The sequence below is a fragment of the Domibacillus sp. PGB-M46 genome (genome assembly GCF_022668875.1).
In the GTDB taxonomy this organism is placed as follows: Bacteria; Bacillota; Bacilli; order Bacillales; family Domibacillaceae; genus Domibacillus.
In genome coordinates this window covers 294019-312531 of the sequence record NZ_JAKGCR010000001.1, presented here as the reverse complement: position 1 = coordinate 312531, position 18513 = coordinate 294019, and the positions used below count along the sequence as shown (strand labels likewise).

Sequence of the window (18513 nt, the reverse complement as noted above, 5' to 3'; positions counted from 1 at the left end):
TTTTATTTTCGTTTTGAAAGAGCGTTTCGCACATCCTGCAGATGCTGGTCGATATTTTCTTTTGTTACATAAACACCAAATGAGCTTTCAGCATCGGGACCCGCATCGATCCGTTTGGCGATTTTTGTGCCGGTTTCCGGATAGAAGTGGTGGCCATCAAAATAGTTGTTTAAATCGTTGGTCACTTCATTCGGATACATAAAGTTATAAACACCACCGTACACATCTACCAGGTCACGCAGCCATTGTTCATAGTCTTTAAGATGGCCCGTTTCAACAAGTGCATCAAACAGCTCCATTGAAATCGGCGTCGTATAAATGATTTTTTCTACATTCGGGTGGCGTTTGTTGAATATCGTTAAATATTCCTTGTATCTCGGGTTATACACATAGTGGCTTCCATAGAATTCTTGTTTAAAGCGATTGATTTTTTGTGCTGTTTGTTCTTCACGCTCTTTTTGGGAAATTTCTTTGGCGTCCGCTACATTTTCCCGATTATATACACGTTCAAGCGATACCTCATTTGTGATAGACATACGGGCGTCTTTCAGTGAATACTTCAGCGTATCAAGCGACAGTAAATTTTTAAACCGGTACAGCGGATCTTCAAACTGTTTTTCATAGTTGGTCAGTGAATAGGGCTGGCTGCTTTCCTGCACAGACGATTTAAAGAAATCGAGTCCTAAAATTACGCGCTGGATCGGCTGTTCACTATGTTTTTCCGCGAAAGCCAGGAAAGTGTCGTACTCGCGAATCGACATATTACTGACGGAATAATTGTATACCTTCATGCTTTTAAACTCGTGCTGATCGATGTAAGTAGACCGGCTGGAACCGAGCAGGATCGTATCATAGGAAAAGGGCTGAAAGTAAATCCGATTTGTTTTTTGCTGCCGTTCATTAATCACATCCTGGCGGTCATTCCAGGCATGCTTCGGGCTGAATGTCCAAAGAGGGTCAATCAGATAGTTCAGGGCAGCAAGCGGCACAATCGCCAAAAAGAAAAGAGAAAAAAAGATTGCCAGAAATCGTCTGGACTGCTTCACGTATATCACACCTTAACGTTAAAATAAAAACTTGCATACTACTTCCTTGCAGGCAGAGTCTAAGGAAAGAAAATTTCTGTTTATCTATTAAAATGGATGATTGCGTTAACATAACGGTTAACGACAGCCTTAATCATACTACAGCTCTCATTTTTCGACAATAAGCCGTGAGGCCGCTTCAATTATGAAAATAACAGTTGTAAGTGCAAAAAGATATGATAGAATGGACTTATAGTTTCCGTTTTGTATGTAAATAACTCGTTTTGCTAGAACGTGGTTGGTACAAGCTGTGAGCATCTGTCCGGTATGGCAGGTGCTTATTTTATTGCACCTCACTAAAAAAGTGCGCTTATCATCAGTCCAGCTGACGATAAGCGCACTTTTTTTATTTGCTTACCCGAACACTCCATTTGGAGAAATCGGCATTTTCTTTTTGGACAAGTGAGGCCGGAAAAACAAATGACCACGGCTTTGTTGTATTCGCTTTTACTTCAAAATCACCGACGTTGAATTGGCCATGGGCAACAAGGTCGCCGGCTGCATCAAAAAGCTGCAGCGGCAGTTTTTCGATATTTACATTGCGTTCATACCCATTTCGGATCAGCAGAGAAATCGTTAAATCTCCATTATCGAGTGTAGCGGCGCTTAATCCCGTAAAATTAAGTTCATTTTTAGCGGGATTTCCGAGCTTCTCCACAATACGCTTCAGATTTTCTTTTTGCTCTTCGGGCAGGGTCTTGTCCCATTTTTCATCAAGATCAAGCTTATGCTTGCGCGATGTTAAATCAAACGCAACCGACCAGTTTTCCTTGCCCAGCTCAACCCGTGGGTCAAGAGACGCAGCAGGAAAAAGAAACGTCCACGGACGGCTTGAGTCAGCCGGCAGTGAGCCGAGATCTTTTAAATTAAACGTATCCCGCGCTTTGAGTTCATTTTTTTCATTCAGCAAAAGAAGAGGGACCTCGCCGAGTGTAATCTCCCGCTCAACGGTATTGCGGACAAAAGCGGAAACCGCAATGCCATTCGGCTGTTCGCTCCACTCAATGCCGGAAAGAGACAGCTGGTTTCGTTTAAGCGGCGGCAGTTCGTTATTTAAAAAACGCAGTACATACATTTGCTCTTGAGTAACCGTCTGGGACGGATGAAGCGACAAGTCTGTTGTTACTTCCTCAGTGCCGGCTTCTGTTTCTCCGCCAGTGACATCGGCGGCAGAAACAGAAGCTTCACGTCCATCATTTTTTAGTGTATCGTCATTTTTCCCTTTTCGTTTAAAGAAAGAAAACATCGGTTAATTCTCCTTTTTCGTTAATTCCGTCATTAAAGCGGCCGTTTTGGCAGAAATAGAACGAAGCAGGTCGCGGTAAGACGTTTGGAAAAGCTGTAGTCCTTCACGTGCATAAATGCGCATCGGATCTTCCTGCTGGTAATGGCGCAGGCCAATGCCTTCTTTTAAGCGGGTCATTTGTTCCAGGTGGTGAACCCAAGCGGCATCCAGATCGGCTGTCATGATCCGTTTAATGCCTTCATCCCAGGAAGGATCATATTCACTGTTTACCCAGGCGAGATAGCCAGATAAAACAGGTTCAACTGTACGCTCCACTTCTTTTTTGCTAGAGACTTCTTCCGGAAGGGGAATCTCGCGTCCGCCAAACATCGCTTGAAGATGACCGGAAAGAATGTCGAGCGCCCATTCTTCGGGTTCTGCTTCCTCGTGGCAATAGTGGTCGATTTCTTCCTGGACCGAACGCTTAATCATATCTGCAAGACGATCCTTTTGAGACTCGTCATCAATAATGGCGTTGCGCAGTCCGAAAATAACACCGCGCTGCTCATTAATAACATCATCGAGTTTTAAGTTATACTCGCGAATCGAATAATTAGAGCCTTCGACAATCCGCTGAACGCGGTCCACAAATTCGTGTATTTTTTTATTTGTAACAAGACCCTCGCCGTTTGTCTGTATCTTTTTCTCAAGCTTTGCTAAATCATCCTTTGCAAAACGGCGGAACATCGCGTCTTCCAGTGAAATGATAAATTCACTTGACCCAGGGTCACCCTGGCGCCCGGCCCGGCCTTTGAGCTGGTTGTCGATGCGGCGGCTTTCATGTCGCTCAGTGCCGATCACGTGAAGACCGCCGAGTTCCGGTACGCCTTCCCCAAGCAGAATATCGGTGCCGCGTCCGGCCATGTTTGTCGCAATGGTAATGTGGCCGCGCTGGCCGGAACGGGAAATAAGCTCCACTTCCTGCTCTACACTTTTTGCGTTTAACAGCTCAAAAGACAAGCCGGCATCTTCAAAGTGCCGGGCGATTTTTTCGGACTGCAAAATAGAAGTGGTTCCGACTAATACAGGCTGTCCGCTTGCATGTCGCTCAGCCGTTTCTGCTGTGACAGCGGCGTATTTTTCCTCTATTGTCCGGTAAATGCGGTCAGGCATGTCCACACGCTGCACCGGCCGGTTGGTTGGAACCGGGATGACCTGCATGTTATAAACATCGAGCAGTTCTTTTTCTTCTGTTTTTGCCGTACCGGTCATGCCCGATAAGAATGGATACATACGGAAGTAGTTTTGAATTGTAATGGAAGCCTGTGTTTTGTTTTCATCCGTTATTTCCAGGCCTTCTTTTGCTTCAATCGCCTGGTGAAGGCCGTCTGACAGCGTTCTGCCTTCCATCGTCCGGCCGGTAAACATATCGACGAGGAGAATTTTTCCATCTTTTACGATATAGTCCACGTCTTTTTCAAACATCACGTGCGCCCGGACCGCCTGAATCATATAGTGATAAAGTGTTTGGTGTTCCAGTTCGTATAAATTATTAATGCCAAACGCTTTTTCGACTTTTTCAATCCCGCCGTCAGTTAAGCTGACCGCTTTTGTTTCATCATCTAAATGATAGTCCTCATCCCGGACAAAACGCTTGGCTACACGTGAACCGATGTAATGAAGGTCAGCGGCAGGCGGCATTTTGCCGGCAATAATAAGCGGTGTTTTGGCTTCGTCGATTAAAACGCTGTCCACTTCGTCAATAATAGCGAAATGGTACGGACGCTGAACACGCTGAGAAGGGTGCCAGACCATGTTGTCACGCAGGTAATCAAATCCAAATTCTGTTCCGACTCCGTATGTAATGTCCGCATTGTAAGCTTCCTGCTTTTCTTTAGGGTCCATAAGGGGCACATTTAAGCCAACGCTCAGGCCGAGAAATTCATGAAGCGGTCCGATTTTGTCACGGTCGCGTTTCGCCAAATATTCATTTACGGTAATCACGTGAACGCCCTTGCTCTCAAGGGCGCGCAGGTAGCTTGGCAGGGAAGCGACGAGCGTTTTTCCTTCGCCGGTTGCCATTTCCGCAATGTTGGCATCGGATAAAATCAGGCCGCCAATGAGCTGAACATCGTAATGGCGCATGCCAAGAACACGTTTGGCCGCTTCGCGTACAACGGCAAACGCCTCTGTTTTAATGTCTTCAATGGAAGCACCGCCGGCAAGACGCTCTTTAAATTCTGCTGTTTTGCCGCGCAGCTCTTCGTCTGTTAAGCCCTCAACGGCTGCTTCCTGCGCATTGATAGCTGTTACAAGTTTTCGGTATGTTTTTAACTGCCGATCGGCAGCATCTTTTTTTCGAAACAATGAAACCAATTTATTTCACTCCCCAGAATACGTCCATGGGCCCGTCTCATGCGGTTTACAAAGGCATGATAGCTGGATGCCGTGCATGCAGCTGCCCATCCTTATCTTAACAGAAGACAGCATGAAAGAAAATATCAGGTCTTTTTCATGTTTATGGTGGATATAATGATGGTTTGGGCTTATAATGTTGAAATTGAGGGCAAATAAAAATAATGACGTTCATCATATACACTATGCTTCTGGCCAACAGAGGGAGGATCTTATGGTTGTTGCTTTTATTATCTGTGTACTGGCTTCTCTAGCCATTACACCATTTGTGAAAAAATTCGCTATCGCCATTGGAGCTGTTGACAAACCAAACTACCGGAAAGTGCATCAGCGTATTATGCCGCGTATGGGCGGGCTGGCCATCTTTATCAGCTTCTTGATTGGCATGCTTGTTTTGCGTCCGGACGCACCGTACGATCTGCCGCTGATGAACCCCGCTATTATCATTGGAAGTTTTATTATCATCCTGACGGGCGTGTTTGATGACCGCTTTGAGCTTTCCGCAAAAGTGAAGCTTGCCGGACAAATTGCAGCTGCTCTTGTGGTCGTTGTCTATGGAGATGTCCGCCTTGATTTCTTTAACCTGCCGTTTGGCGGGACCATTGAATTCAACAGTTTTTTAAGTATTCCATTGACGATTATCTGGATTGTGGCGATTACAAATGCCATTAATTTAATTGATGGTCTGGACGGACTGGCAGCCGGTGTTTCAACGATTGCTTTGTTTACCATCAGTTTTATGGCCTTTTTAAAAGGCGATGTGTACGTTATGAGCATCGCGCTTATTGTGGCGGCCAGCACAATCGGCTTTTTAAAGTATAATTTCCATCCTGCAAAAATCTTTATGGGAGATACGGGCGCGCTGTTTCTCGGCTTTATTATTTCCGTCGTATCCCTGCTTGGCTTTAAAAATATCACCGTTGTTTCCTTGATTATTCCGATTATCATTCTGGGTGTGCCGATTTCGGATACGATTTTTGCGATTATCCGCCGGAAGCTGAACAAGCAGCCTATTTCTGCACCAGATAAATCGCATCTTCATCACTGCCTGCTTCGGACAGGCTATACACATAAACAAACCGTTTTGATCATTTATATGATCGCGATGATGTTCGGCCTTGCAGCGATTATTTTCTCAATGGCCACGCTATGGGGTGCCATTATTATGATGGCTGTGATTACCATTGCCATTGAAATTTTCGTTGAAAGCATCGGGCTTATCGGCAACGACTATAAGCCGCTTTTGAACTTTGTCAGAGGCGGAACAAAAAAGAATATGTAATCAGTAAAAACCGCTGTCTATAAAGACAGCGGTTTTTACGTGAACAAAGCAAAACAACAGAGAGCTGTCGCAGTTCAAAAAATCCGCTGTCTTAGGATAGCGGGTTTCAGACTGTAGATAAATGATATGAATGACTGTGCACATGAATGGGATGGACCAGCGGCGTCCAGGCAGCTCCGCTTTCCATGGGGCAGGCGCTGAGCCCGACTTCGCCCGGCGGCTCCACCGGTCTGAGCTGCCCGTTTGTCCTATAGGAGTCTGTGCTGCCCTCCCGCCGCCAAGTGGCTTGCGACAAGATGGTATAAAGCGAATAAGGTCGTAACTTTCTGTTGAAAAAGAGAAAATGTCTATTCATTCCTTGCTTATGGATCTTTAACACCACTTATCGGCTCTTTTTTAAAAGCGAAAGACTTTGTCTATACAATGAAAACCCGCTATCAATTAGGATAGCGGGTTTTCTTTTATTCTGTGCTGTATGATTCCTCTTCGGATTCGCTGTCTTCATCTGAATCATCGGATGGCTCGATATCAAGATGGCGCTGTAATTTGCCTTTGACCACTTCAAGTTCTGTTTCATCCGCCCGGTAAATATAAGCACCTGAAGGCAGGAAGTCGTCTGCTCCTTTAAGCGCAAGGGACTCATAATTTAAGCCTTGGTCAGTTTCTGCGTACGTAATGAGCGATTTCATTTCACTGAACGTCAGGTTTGTCCGCATGTTGGAACCAACTGCTTCTAGTAATTCATCATATTTCGTAATGGAGTTAAAGGAAGTCGCTTTTTTCGCAATGGCCTGAAGGATCTGCTGCTGGCGTTTGCCGCGCTCAATATCGCTGTCGGCATGACGTGTCCGGGCCACCGCTAATGCTTCTTCTCCGTTTAATGTTTGAAGTCCTTCTTTAACGTACGTATAGTGGACGTCGCTTGAATCTTTTTCTCTAATGTCGTACGGTACATTAAATTTAATGCCGTCTAATGCGTTGACGACGTCAACGAAAGCGTAGAAGTTTAAGCGCACGTAGTAGTCGACTGGTACATCAAGCAGTTCCTCAACCGCTTCGATCGTAGCCGTCGGGCCGCCGACAACGTGTGCATGGTTAATTTTATTGTAATCATCTTCTTCGGGGATGTATGCATACGTGTCACGTGGAATACTAAGCATTTTAATCGTTTTGTCTTTTACATTTAACGTAGCCAAGACAAGTGCATCTGTCCGGGTATTGTCCCCATATTTCCGTTTGTTATTGTCATCAATTCCCATAAACAAAATTGAAATATTATCCTCAAGCGGATGAACGTCCGCATCACGCAGGGCCGATTTTTCGCGTCCGTCCGTCATATAAGAATCTGATACAATCGTTTCGGCTTTCTTATAAAGAAAAGCGCCGTAGCCTGCACCAGTAAAAACAACGAGCAGCACCGGAAGAAAAAGCGTAAAAAATAAAATACGGCGTTTTTGCGTTTTCTTTCGGCGCCGACCCATGCGTTGATTGGGTGAACTCATGTATTTATCTCCTTTTAGATGTAATATCAAATTTTAAACCATCTACTATTTTACTATGAAAGGATAAGTTCATTCAAATTTTTTTAAAATTCGACTTCTTTTTCCATGTATAAAACGTCGCCTTCTTTGAAAACAGCCTGCCCGTTTGTCAGTTCCGTTATCCATCCGCAAAAAGCGCCGGCTTGCCCTTCTTCCACAAACACGTCCACCTCTACGCCTTCCGCATAACGGATTTCTTTTAATTCATAACTGGAGGCACGCAGTTCGTTTTCAATTTTGCCAAGCCATGTATAATCAATCGAGGCTGTCATAACCTTCATAAGACGGCGTTCGACAATGCCGGCTGCATTCAAGCCTTCAGATGCGGCTTTGCCGTATGCGCGGATCAGGCCTCCCGCTCCGAGTTTAATGCCGCCAAAGTAGCGTGTCACTACGATCGCTGTATCTTTCAGTTCTCTTTTTTTTATGACTTCCAAAATAGGCAGGCCGGCAGTGCCGGACGGTTCGCCATCATCGTTTGCTTTTTGAATGTGGTCGTGCTCGCCAATCATATAAGCAGAGCAGTTATGCGTTGCATTCCAGTGCTGTTTTTTAATTTGGTCAATAAACGCGATCGCTTCCTCAGCAGATTCTACTCTCGCGGTATGTGCGATAAAACGCGATTTTTGAATGACAATTTCATGAGTGCCGGCTGTTTTCACCGTTTTGTAGTAAGATAACAAAAAAATTCCTCCTTATTAGGTTTAAAAATGAGAAATAAGGGTATTCGGTATTGATAGTTTATCGTAAAGGAAAAAAGTCCGGATGAAAAGAGACATGCTTCGAAATACTTTTAAACGAATCGTAAATAAACTTTAATGTTCGTTTCCTCCTGTAATGATATAATGAGAATGTCCTTTCCGTGTGAGATTTTCACCGGGTCTTTTTTGAGTGATTTAAGGTAAACTATGCATTATTTCCACCATCAAAAGATATAGCTGTGTGAAATAGGTGCTGTATCTTTTGGACAGGTCCCATTCATTTCATTTGGAAGGAAACCGCTTATGTTAATGCGAAACTCGGATACCAAACTTCTTGATACAATTTTGGATAAAATGGTGGAAACCGTTGATCAAAGCAAAGGCCAAATTTTTTCAATTGCTGAACAAAGCAGGGTTGATTATGAAGCCCTATTGAAAGAGCTCCAGCAGATCAAAAGCCAAATTCATTCCTCCATTGTAGAACAGGAAGCACTGGAACGAAAAGTGAAAATGGCACGAAAGCGGCTTTCAGAAGTAAGCCGCGACTTTTCTGTACATTCAGAGGAAGTTGTGCGCAAGGCCTATGAACAGGCTCATGATTTACAAGTGAAGCTGCTCGTTTTGCGGCAAAACGAAAAGCAGCTCATAGACCGCCGCAATGAACTGGACCGCCGGCTTTTATCCGTACATACAACGATCGAGCGGGCGGAACAGCTTATTTCACAAACCGCTGTTGTCCTGAACTATTTAACCCAGGATATGAAGGCGTTCGGCCGGGCGCTTGAAGATGCCCAGTCCAAGCAGGCTTTTGGCCTGCAGGTGATGGAAGCACAGGAAGAAGAACGAAAGCGTTTATCCCGCGAGATTCATGACGGGCCGGCTCAGATGATGGCGAACGTATTAATGCGTTCCGATTTAATCGAGAAGCTGTACCGCGAACGGGGCGTGGAAGCGGCCTTCAAGGAAATTCGCGATCTGAAAAAAATGGTCCGCTCCGCGCTGTATGAAGTGCGCCGGATTATTTACGATCTGCGTCCGATGGCGCTCGATGACCTTGGCTTGATTCCAACGCTTAAAAAGTATTTAGCTACTGTCAGCGAATACATCCGTTCTCAAAACGCTGCGCCGGACATCACGTTTTCCAACATCGGTCTTGAAAAACGGCTTCCGTCCAATATGGAAGTAGCGCTGTTCCGGCTGATTCAGGAGTCTGTCCAAAATGCATTAAAACATGCAAATGCAACTGAGATTCAAGTAAAACTGGAAATAAAAAAAGAGCAAGTATTAGCTGTTGTGAAAGACAACGGCAAAGGGTTTGACGTGAACAAGAAAAAATCAGGCTCTTTTGGCATAATGGGAATGAAGGAGCGAATTGACCTGCTGGATGGAGACATTACGATTCGGTCGAAACCAGCTGAAGGAACAGTCGTTTTAATCAGCGTTCCAATCATTGAGCAGCCATTGACTTAGAGGAGGAAAGACGATGACAACGAAAATTGTTATTATTGACGACCATCAATTATTCCGTGAAGGGGTAAAACGTATTCTTGATTTTGAAGAGTCGTTTGAAGTGCTTGCAGAGGGAGATGACGGAACGGAAGCACTTTCGCTCGTTGAAGAGTACAACCCGGATGTTGTCATCATGGATATTAACATGCCGGAAGTGAATGGAGTGGAAGCAACACGCAAGCTCGTAGATAAACACCCGGACACAAAAGTCATTATTTTGTCGATTCACGATGATGAAAACTATGTAACCCATGCCCTTCAGTCCGGCGCACTCGGTTACCTGCTGAAGGAAATGGATGCAGAAGAGCTCGTAGAAGCAGTTAAAGTGGTGGCAGATGGCGGATCATATCTTCACCCGCGTGTGACGCACAACCTGATTGCGGATTACCGCCGTCTTTCAACAGATGACGGAAAAGGAAAAGGGTTCCAACAAACAGAGGTTGTCCGTCCGCTTCACCTGCTGACACGCCGCGAGTGCGAAGTACTTCAGCTGCTGGCTGACGGAAAAAGCAACCGTGGTATCGGGGAAGCTCTATATATCAGCGAGAAAACAGTTAAAAACCATGTGAGCAACATCTTGCAAAAAATGAATGTAAATGACCGCACACAAGCGGTTGTAACAGCCATCAAAAAAGGCTGGGTGGAAGTTCGCTAAAAAACTAAAAAAGTCCCTTGATGGGGCTTTTTTTTTAGAAGAACGGCGGATAAACGAGAGGCGGCACCTATTCACCACGATAACCGGGCACTCACCACCCTTTCTTTTGCTGCATACACTACAAGCGAAAGGAGCGATGAAGATGAGTCCGTTCAATGTACGCCCGCCTTATTATTATCCGTATCCGCCATACCCGCCGTATTATCAGCCTCCTTATTACTATGGCGGCTACCAGAATCCATTTTTAGGTGGATTTTTCGGCGGCTTAACAGGAAGCTTATTGACGCCGATTTTCTACGGCCGTCCGCCCTTCAGACGTTATTATTGAAAAAACGGCCTGCGCTGGTTGAGCGCGGCCCTTTTTTCTTTTACAATAAAAAAGAAATAAGGATCAAAGGCGGGAGGTGCGATGCCGCATTTCTTTTGGACAGGCCTTGGAAGGATGTGCACGGACGGTGAACCATAAATGGACAGCTGCTCTTTTTTTAACCGGTGTACTGCTCACAGGATGCGGAGAGAAAAACGACCGGGCCGCTTACTCAGCAGAGGACGGTGAATCAAGCCGCACCGGGCAGGAAACACACGGAACAGCCGAAACAAAAGAAAGTGACACAGTGCGGGCGCCTATTGAAGAAGCAAGTAATATTCCCCCCGAGGAAAGGGCGGCTATTCTGGCTGCGCTGAACCAGCAAATCCAGTCATTCAATAACAAAGATCTTGATGGCTATATGGCGGCTATTTCCAAAAATCCGAAGTCATTTGACTATGATGAAGAAAAAGCGTATGTACAAAAAGTATTTCAAACATTTGATGCTGTGATGGAGCCGGCAAATATAACGATTATCCAGTACGATCAAACGGCTCAAACCGCCAACGTTTTCATGAATATGAAATCGACGTCGAAGGATATCAAAACAGGCAAAGAAGTCAGCCAGACCACCCGGCAGATGATGGTATTTCAAAAAGAAGAGGGAAGCTGGAAGCAAGTTTCCCTTTTTGCGATGGAATGATATAGTAAAAAGAAAAGAGGTTTTTAAACATGACAAAAGAAATGAACGTAGAAAGCTTTAATTTAGACCATACAAAAGTAAAAGCGCCTTATGTCCGCCTTGCCGGCGTAAAAGAAGGCCAAAACGGGGACAAAATTTTAAAATACGATATTCGTTTCTGCCAGCCGAACAAGGAGCATATGGAAATGCCAGCTCTTCATTCATTGGAGCACATGATGGCGGAATTCAGCCGTAACCATTCGGATAAAATTGTTGACATCAGCCCAATGGGATGCCAGACAGGCTACTACATCGCTGTGATCAATCACGAAGATTACGATGACATTTTAAACATCCTTGAAAAAACATTACAAGACGTGCTGGAAGCGACAGAGGTGCCTGCCTGCAACGAAGTGCAGTGCGGCTGGGCAGCAAGCCACAGCCTGGAAGGTGCAAAAGAAGTCGCGCGCAATATGCTTGCTAAACGTCAAGAATGGACAGAAGTATTTGCCGGGTAAGCCGTGGGCTGACAAGCGGATAAAAGGAATCGCCTTTTATCCGCTTTTTTTGTTTTGCAATGAGTGAGCGTACGAAAAATCGGAAGGAAAGGCTTTTAGGCGGAGGGCAGGCATGTTTCATTTTCAAAACGGGGAGGTTTTTCAATGACCAATGAAACGGTGAATCGGAATGTATGGCAGCGCTTCGTGAGAGAAGGAGTGCTCGATACGGCACGTCTGCAAAAACGGATCGAAGAGTCCTGGTATTTATGCCAGAGGAGCGGGGTCAATCCATACGACGGCAAAGGAAGCGACATTTTAACACCGGATCAGCTTCGCACGCGGCTGGAGAAAAATGACCGGCTTGCTTCGATTGCAGCTCCCATTATGGATAAAATGATCACTTCAATCCGCCAGGCAAACACGATCATCCTGCTTATTGATAAGGACGGCTACATTTTAGCAGCGCGCGGTCCGGACCCGGCTTTAAAGCAGGCCTCTAAAATCAATTTTATTGAAGGCTCCAGATGGACAGAAGACGTCGTTGGCACGAATGCAGTTGGAACCGCTCTCAGAACAGGAGAAGCCATTACAGTGGTCGGCACAGAGCATTACTCGGTCGCCTCCCAGCACTTTTCCTGCTCAGCGGCTCCCATCCACACGCCGGACGGTACGCTTTTAGGTGTATTGGACATCACAAGCCCTGTGGAGGATTCCCGTCATGAACATATGCTGGCGGCTGTATGTGCCGCTTCTTTTGCGGTCGAGCAGCAGTGGGCAGCGATGGAGAAAATGGACGAACAGTCGCTTATTATGACGGCCTCTTTTTATCGCCAGCACCCCGCTCCGATTGCGGCGGTTTCTGCATCCGGTTTGGTTATATGGATGAACGACACGATGAAAGAGAAGTGTCAAATGACCTTGCCGTTTCCGCTTGAGGATCTGCCGGACAGGGCCTGGGTACAGGATGTTATGCGGGATGTATTCGATGAACCGCGCTCCTACCAAATTGGCCGCCTCGTTCAGTTTTCAGCTGCAAAAAAAGCACCGGCTGCGCCCGGCTGGATCAATACCTTTCATTACAGTGGGGTCATTGGTACAGCAGAACCATTCCAGCATGTGCTTTGGCAGGCAGAACGCGTTGCTAAAACAGACGCAGCCGTGCACATTCACGGTGAAACCGGCACAGGAAAAGAAATTTTGGCGCGGGCTATTCACGAAAACAGCAGCCGCCAAAATGGTCCGTTTATTGCCGTAAACTGCGGTGCCATCCCGCCTTCGTTGATGGAAAGCGAGTTATTCGGCTATGAAGGAGGCTCTTTTACAGGCGCAAGCAGAAGCGGCCGCCGGGGGAAAATCCGCGATGCGGACGGAGGCACGCTGTTTCTAGATGAGATTGGTGATATTTCAGAGCAAATGCAGATTTCATTGCTGCGTGTTTTGCAGGAGCAGGAGGTGATGCCGGTTGGTGCCTCCAAGCCCGTCCCCGTTAATATTCGGATTATTACTGCTACCCACCGGAACTTAATTGACCTTGTAAAGAAAGGACAGCTGCGAGAGGATCTTTTTTACCGGATTTATGTGTTTCCATTGAGTCTGCCGCCGCTTCGCCACCGGCTTTGCGATCTTGAACGTTTTATCCAGGACTACCAGAAACGGACACATTGGAAAGGAATGGTTCCGGCATCTCTCCTGCATGTTCTGAAGCAGCACTCATTCCCGGGAAACTTCCGCGAGCTGTTTAATATTTTGGATCGTATTCGTATTTTGTATGGCGATGATGTGCCAGCGGATTTATCGCCGGCGGACTGCATGATCTCATTTGAGACAGAGGATGAGAAACAATGGACAAGCCGCCAGGAAATCGAACGGGAAGAATTTATGCGGGTATTGAAAGAAGCAAAAGGCCATGCTCCTACTGCAGCAAAACAGCTTGGAATGCCCCGCAGCACTTTTTACCGGAAGCTGAAACAATATGAGATGAATTGAGACATGGTGGGACAGCGGCGGGAAAAATGATGTTTTGGGTTGGGATATTCCTTTATTCGGGTGCCCTTTCGAATTGGCACGATGTTTGCATTAAAGATATAGAAAGCGTTTTCTATTTCATTTATCAATGAAAGGGAGAGGGTACCAGTGTCACAAACGCAAACAAACCAGCCGACTATTTCGAAAGAAGAAGCCACATGGATGTTCGAAAAAATGCTTGAAATACGCCACTTTGAAGACCGGGTTCACGATATTTTCGGAACGGGGATTCTGCCTGGCTTTGTTCATTTGTATGCAGGGGAAGAAGCGATTGCAGTCGGCCTTTGCTCTCATCTCGACGATAAGGATTACATTACAAGCACCCATCGCGGCCACGGCCACTGTATTGCCAAAGGCTGTGATTTAGAGGGCATGATGGCAGAGATTTACGGAAGAGCGACCGGGCTCTGCAAAGGCAAAGGCGGCTCGATGCATATTGCTGACGTGGAAAAAGGAATGCTCGGGGCGAATGGAATTGTGGGCGGGGGATTTCCGCTGGCTGTCGGGGCCGGCTTGACGCATAAATTGAAAAAAACAGGCGGCGTGGCGGTTTGCTTTTTCGGGGATGGCGCCAATAACCACGGAACGTTCCATGAAGGCATTAACATGGCAGCGATCTGGAACTTACCGGTTATTTTTGTCGCGGAAAACAATGGATTTGCGGAAGCGACGCCTTTCCACTACGCTTCCAGCTGTAAGTCGATTGCTGACCGGGCCATCGGCTATGGCATTCCAGGCGAAACGGTAGACGGAAAAGATGTGATGGCGGTGCGGGAAGCTGCGCAGCGGGCAGTAGAGCGGGCCCGGAATGGCGAAGGACCGACATTAATCGAATGTATCACATATCGGAACTACGGCCATTTTGAAGGGGATGCCCAGACATATAAAGGCGAAGAGAAAGTCAAGCATCTGGATGACCTCGATGCCATTAAAAAGTTTTACACATACTTAACTGAGCAGGGGATTATGACTGAAGCGGAGCTTGACCAAATGGATGACGATGTGCGGAGAGCCGTGGATCGTGCCGTCGAGTTTGCGGAAAGGAGCCCATATCCGCTTCCAGAGCAGCTGATGGAAGATGTGTATGTATCGTATAAAACAGATGGGGGTGCTGCACGATGACGCGTCAAATCACTTTTTCACAGGCCGTAAACGAAGCAATGGCTCTTTCGATGAGAGAAGATCAAGATGTGATTCTGCTCGGTGAAGATGTAGCGGGCGGAGCAGCGGTAGACCACCTGCAGGATGAAGAAGCCTGGGGCGGCGTAATGGGGGTTACAAAAGGGCTTGTACAGGAATTTGGCCGGGAGCGGGTTATTGATACACCGATAGCGGAAGCGGGCTACATCGGTGCAGCGGTGACCGCAGCTGCTACCGGAATGCGCCCGATCGCCGAGCTGATGTTTAATGACTTTATCGGTAGCTGTCTGGATGAAGTGATGAACCAGGGGGCTAAGCTGCGCTACATGTTTGGCGGAAAAGCGAAAGTGCCGCTCACCATTCGGACGATGCATGGTGCAGGCTTCCGTGCCGCAGCCCAGCATTCTCAAAGCTTGTATTCTTTTTTTACGCATATTCCGGGCCTTAAAGTCGTCATTCCATCCACTCCGTATGATGCGAAAGGGCTTCTTCTCGAATCTATTTTTGATGATGATTTGGTCGTCTTTTTTGAAGACAAAACGCTGTACACGATGAAAGGGGAAGTGCCGGAAGGGTCATACCGCATTCCCTTTGGAAAAGCCGATATTAAGCGAAAAGGGGAAGACGTGACCATTGTAGCGATCGGCAAAATGGTGCACACCGCCATCAAAGCAGCGGCGGAGCTGTCTAAGAATGGAGTAGAAGCCGAAATTATCGACCCGCGCACTCTGTCACCGCTTGATGAGGATACGATTTTATCGTCGGTTGAAAAAACAGGGCGGCTTATTGTCGTCGATGAAGCCAATCCGCGCTGCAGTGCGGCAACCGACATCGCTGCTCTTGTGGCTGACAAAGGATTTGACTATCTGGATGCGCCGATCAAAATGGTCACTGCGCCGCATACACCGGTTCCATTCGCTCCATCTTTGGAAGACATTTATTTGCCAACACCAGATAAAATCATCAAAGCCGTTCAGGAAATGACCGGCAGCGAATTGGTGATATAAAGGGGGATTAGCGATGGCTGTAAAGTTGATTATGCCGAAGCTCGGTATGGGGATGGAAGAAGGAACGATCGTTGAATGGCTGAAGCAGGAGGGTGATGAAGTAAAAAAAGGGGATTCAGTCGCCGTGATCAGCTCAGATAAAATTGAGAAAGATATAGAAGCGCCGGCAGACGGGGTTTTGCTGAAAATCGAGGCGTCTCCGGATGAAGTGGTAAAAGTCGGCGAAGCGATCGGGTTTGTCGGTGCAGCAGGAGAAGAAACGAAAGCGGTAAACGCATCTCAAGCCGAGCTTCATCAGGAAGCGCCGGATATGCCGGAAGAAATACCGGCTTCGATTGAACAGACACCTGAGCCGGCCGCCGCAAAAGTGCAAAGAAATGGCGGCAGAACCCGTATTTCACCGGCTGCCCGCAAGCTTGCCAGGGAACATGATCTGGATGTAACCGGCATTCCGGGAACGGGGCCGAATGGGCGGATTACCCGGTCTGATGTGGAACGCCACTTAAACCACAATACACAGCCGGCCGCCGCAACCGTTCAGCCGGCGCCGGAAGCAGACGTAGAGCCGATGTCTTCCCGCTCTTCTGCATCAGGCAAACCGCTTGCCGGTATGCGCAAGGTGATCGCGGAGCGCATGTTTGACAGCCTGCAGACAACCGCGCAGCTGACCATTACGATGAGGGCAGATGTAACGGATTTAATGACGATTCGCCAGCAGATGAATGAGTCGCTGGCAGAAAGCGGCGTGAAGCTTACGCTGACTGACTTTGTTGCGAAAGCGGTTATCGCTTCGCTGAAAAAGCATCCGGAAATGAACGCGACCCTTGAGAATGGCCAGCTTGCCCTGCACGACCGCGTCCATCTCGGAATCGCAGTAGCACTGGATGGCGGCTTGATGGTGCCGGTAATCAATGACGCGTGCCGCCTGTCGCTGAGAGACTTATCCAGCCGGATCCGCTCCAACGCGGACGACGTTAGAGGCGGCCGTATCCAGGCGGAAACGTTAAAAGGCTCAACGTTTACAATTACCAATCTTGGAAACTACGAGGTGGAGTTTTTTACACCTGTTTTGAACCCGCCAGAGATCGGTATTCTAGGCCTCGGCCGAGCGATGCCGGAAGCAGTATTTATGGGAGATGAACTGCAAAAGCGGCACATTCAGCCGCTCAGCCTGACATTCGACCACCGTGCGATTGACGGCTCCCCGGCAGCCGCTTTCCTGCAGACGCTAAAAGGAATGCTCGAACAGCCGTATCGCATGCTGGCGGAATAATCCGAAGCGGGATACATCAATCGAATCAAACAATCCCATCGATACTTTCCAGCAAGAAGCCTGGTGAATGGATAAGTTAGAATGCAGAAAGGGTGTCTCTAAGACGAAAAATCGGCTTATGAGACACCCTTTTTGTGCAGTTAGACTTTCAGGATGAACAGCTCGAAAAAAGAGAATTACAGTGTTTTTCGGTCCTTATTCCGATTTTCTGGGTTGAAAAACAGACGTTGGGACTTTGCTTTTCCTGCCGGGCGCCGCTCAATCGTGAACAGGACAGCTGCTAAAATACAAAGAATGCCGCCAGCCTGCCATATCGTCAGCTTGTCTCCAAAAAGAAGAATGCCGATCCAAATGGCTACCACGGGTTCGGCCACTGCTAAAATAGCTGCACGGCCGGATTCCATTTGAGAAAGACCCGCGGTGTAGAAGCTGTAAGCAAAAACCGTTGATAACACGGCCAGGCCAAACGTATTCCAAAGAACCGCCGGCTCCAGCAATTGCGCTTGATTTGCCGCAAGCCCCGACATCGGTACGACGCAGAGGGAGGCCGTCAGCATCGCGTAAGCCGTGATGGTAACAGAATGATAGCGATGGGCGACAAATTTGCCGAAAATCGAATACAAAGCATAAAAAAAGCCGGATAAAAGCCCAATGAAGATGGTGCCGGGAGACATGCCCGCGTCGCCGGACGGCACAAGCCCTACCGCAAGCATACAGCCGAGCACGGTTAACAAAAGCGCAACCGCTTTGCCGCCCGTCATCGGCTCTTTGAAAAAAAGGCGCGACAGCAGCACAACAAAAACCGGCCCGGTATACAAAAGCACAACAGCCAGGGAGTTGGAGGATCGTTCCATTACAGTAAAAAAGCATAAATTAAAAAAGACAATGCTGACAATGCCGCAGCCCGCGAAAAAAAATAAATCGCGCAGCTGAATATGAAGCAGGTTACGCTTAAAAAGGAGCAGAAAAAGAAAGAGTACCAAAGCGGAACCGAGTACACGCAGCGCCACCACATCGATAGGCGAGAAACCGTATGTATAAAGTCCTTGCACAAACAAACCAATCGTGCCCCATAGTGTGGCACCCGTCAAAACAAGCCATGCAGATTTCATGATCATCCCTCCTCCTCTTTATCTTACCGGAAAAGGGGTGCAAAACAACCTCTA

At 47.2% G+C, this 18513-nt stretch carries 16 protein-coding genes; 10 read left to right on the top strand and 6 right to left on the bottom strand.

Annotated elements, in window-relative coordinates:
* Positions 1-2: 2 nt before the first annotated feature.
* From L2D08_RS01505 to secA2, 3 genes are all read right to left on the bottom strand, one after another.
* Positions 3-1046: a hypothetical protein gene (locus L2D08_RS01505; protein WP_242231940.1), complete on the bottom strand. Its 1044-nt coding sequence runs from the start codon at positions 1044-1046 to the stop codon at positions 3-5.
* Between the two features lie 385 nt (positions 1047-1431).
* Positions 1432-2331, bottom strand: coding sequence for an accessory Sec system S-layer assembly protein (locus tag L2D08_RS01500; protein ID WP_242231939.1), 900 nt, complete (start codon positions 2329-2331; stop codon positions 1432-1434).
* Between the two features lie 3 nt (positions 2332-2334).
* Positions 2335-4686, bottom strand: coding sequence for an accessory Sec system translocase SecA2 (gene secA2 / locus L2D08_RS01495; RefSeq protein ID WP_242231938.1), 2352 nt, complete (start codon positions 4684-4686; stop codon positions 2335-2337).
* Positions 4687-4939: 253 nt separating this feature from the next.
* On the opposite strand from secA2, the gene L2D08_RS01490 reads away from it, so the two are divergent.
* Positions 4940-6007 carry a glycosyltransferase family 4 protein gene (locus tag L2D08_RS01490; RefSeq protein ID WP_242231937.1) on the top strand — a complete coding sequence of 356 codons (1068 nt, stop codon included), beginning with the start codon at positions 4940-4942 and terminating at the stop codon, positions 6005-6007.
* A gap of 461 nt (positions 6008-6468) precedes the next feature.
* Here L2D08_RS01490 and L2D08_RS01485 read toward each other — a convergent pair whose 3' ends face one another.
* Both L2D08_RS01485 and L2D08_RS01480 read right to left on the bottom strand, forming a co-directional pair.
* Positions 6469-7509: an LCP family protein gene (locus L2D08_RS01485; protein ID WP_242231936.1), complete on the bottom strand. Its 1041-nt coding sequence runs from the start codon at positions 7507-7509 to the stop codon at positions 6469-6471.
* An 83-nt stretch (positions 7510-7592) separates the two neighbouring features.
* Entirely contained in the window at positions 7593-8231 is a 639-nt protein-coding gene (locus tag L2D08_RS01480; RefSeq protein ID WP_242231935.1) for a YigZ family protein, read from the bottom strand.
* Between the two features lie 321 nt (positions 8232-8552).
* Between L2D08_RS01480 and L2D08_RS01475 the strand changes: the two genes are divergently transcribed.
* The 9 genes from L2D08_RS01475 (at position 8553) to L2D08_RS01435 (ending at position 17347) form a co-directional block, all read left to right on the top strand.
* Positions 8553-9719 (top strand): sensor histidine kinase, encoded by a 1167-nt coding sequence (locus tag L2D08_RS01475; RefSeq protein ID WP_242231934.1) that lies wholly within the window; start codon positions 8553-8555, stop codon positions 9717-9719.
* A gap of 13 nt (positions 9720-9732) precedes the next feature.
* Positions 9733-10413, top strand: a complete 681-nt coding sequence (locus L2D08_RS01470) for a response regulator (RefSeq protein ID WP_242231933.1) — start codon at positions 9733-9735, stop codon at positions 10411-10413.
* 142 nt (positions 10414-10555) lie between these two features.
* Positions 10556-10741 carry a hypothetical protein gene (locus L2D08_RS01465; protein WP_242231932.1) on the top strand — a complete coding sequence of 62 codons (186 nt, stop codon included), beginning with the start codon at positions 10556-10558 and terminating at the stop codon, positions 10739-10741.
* Between the two features lie 127 nt (positions 10742-10868).
* The gene (locus tag L2D08_RS01460) at positions 10869-11423 is read left to right on the top strand and encodes a YybH family protein (RefSeq protein ID WP_242231931.1); all 555 of its coding nucleotides are present in this window, start codon (positions 10869-10871) and stop codon (positions 11421-11423) included.
* A gap of 29 nt (positions 11424-11452) precedes the next feature.
* Positions 11453-11920, top strand: coding sequence for an S-ribosylhomocysteine lyase (locus tag L2D08_RS01455; protein ID WP_242231930.1), 468 nt, complete (start codon positions 11453-11455; stop codon positions 11918-11920).
* Positions 11921-12064: 144 nt separating this feature from the next.
* Positions 12065-13888, top strand: a complete 1824-nt coding sequence (locus L2D08_RS01450; protein WP_242231929.1) for a sigma-54-dependent Fis family transcriptional regulator — start codon at positions 12065-12067, stop codon at positions 13886-13888.
* Positions 13889-14089: 201 nt separating this feature from the next.
* Positions 14090-15049 (top strand): thiamine pyrophosphate-dependent dehydrogenase E1 component subunit alpha, encoded by a 960-nt coding sequence (locus tag L2D08_RS01445; RefSeq protein ID WP_242232046.1) that lies wholly within the window; start codon positions 14090-14092, stop codon positions 15047-15049.
* Positions 15046-16074: an alpha-ketoacid dehydrogenase subunit beta gene (locus tag L2D08_RS01440; protein ID WP_242231928.1), complete on the top strand. Its 1029-nt coding sequence runs from the start codon at positions 15046-15048 to the stop codon at positions 16072-16074. The genes L2D08_RS01445 and L2D08_RS01440 overlap by 4 nt, the downstream gene beginning before the upstream one ends.
* A 13-nt stretch (positions 16075-16087) precedes the next feature.
* On the top strand, positions 16088-17347 hold the full coding sequence (locus L2D08_RS01435) for a dihydrolipoamide acetyltransferase family protein (RefSeq protein ID WP_242231927.1): 1260 nt from the start codon (positions 16088-16090) through the stop codon (positions 17345-17347).
* 176 nt (positions 17348-17523) lie between these two features.
* On the opposite strand, the gene L2D08_RS01430 is transcribed toward L2D08_RS01435, so the two are convergent.
* On the bottom strand, positions 17524-18459 hold the full coding sequence (locus L2D08_RS01430; RefSeq protein WP_242231926.1) for a DMT family transporter: 936 nt from the start codon (positions 18457-18459) through the stop codon (positions 17524-17526).
* Positions 18460-18513: the final 54 nt, after the last annotated feature.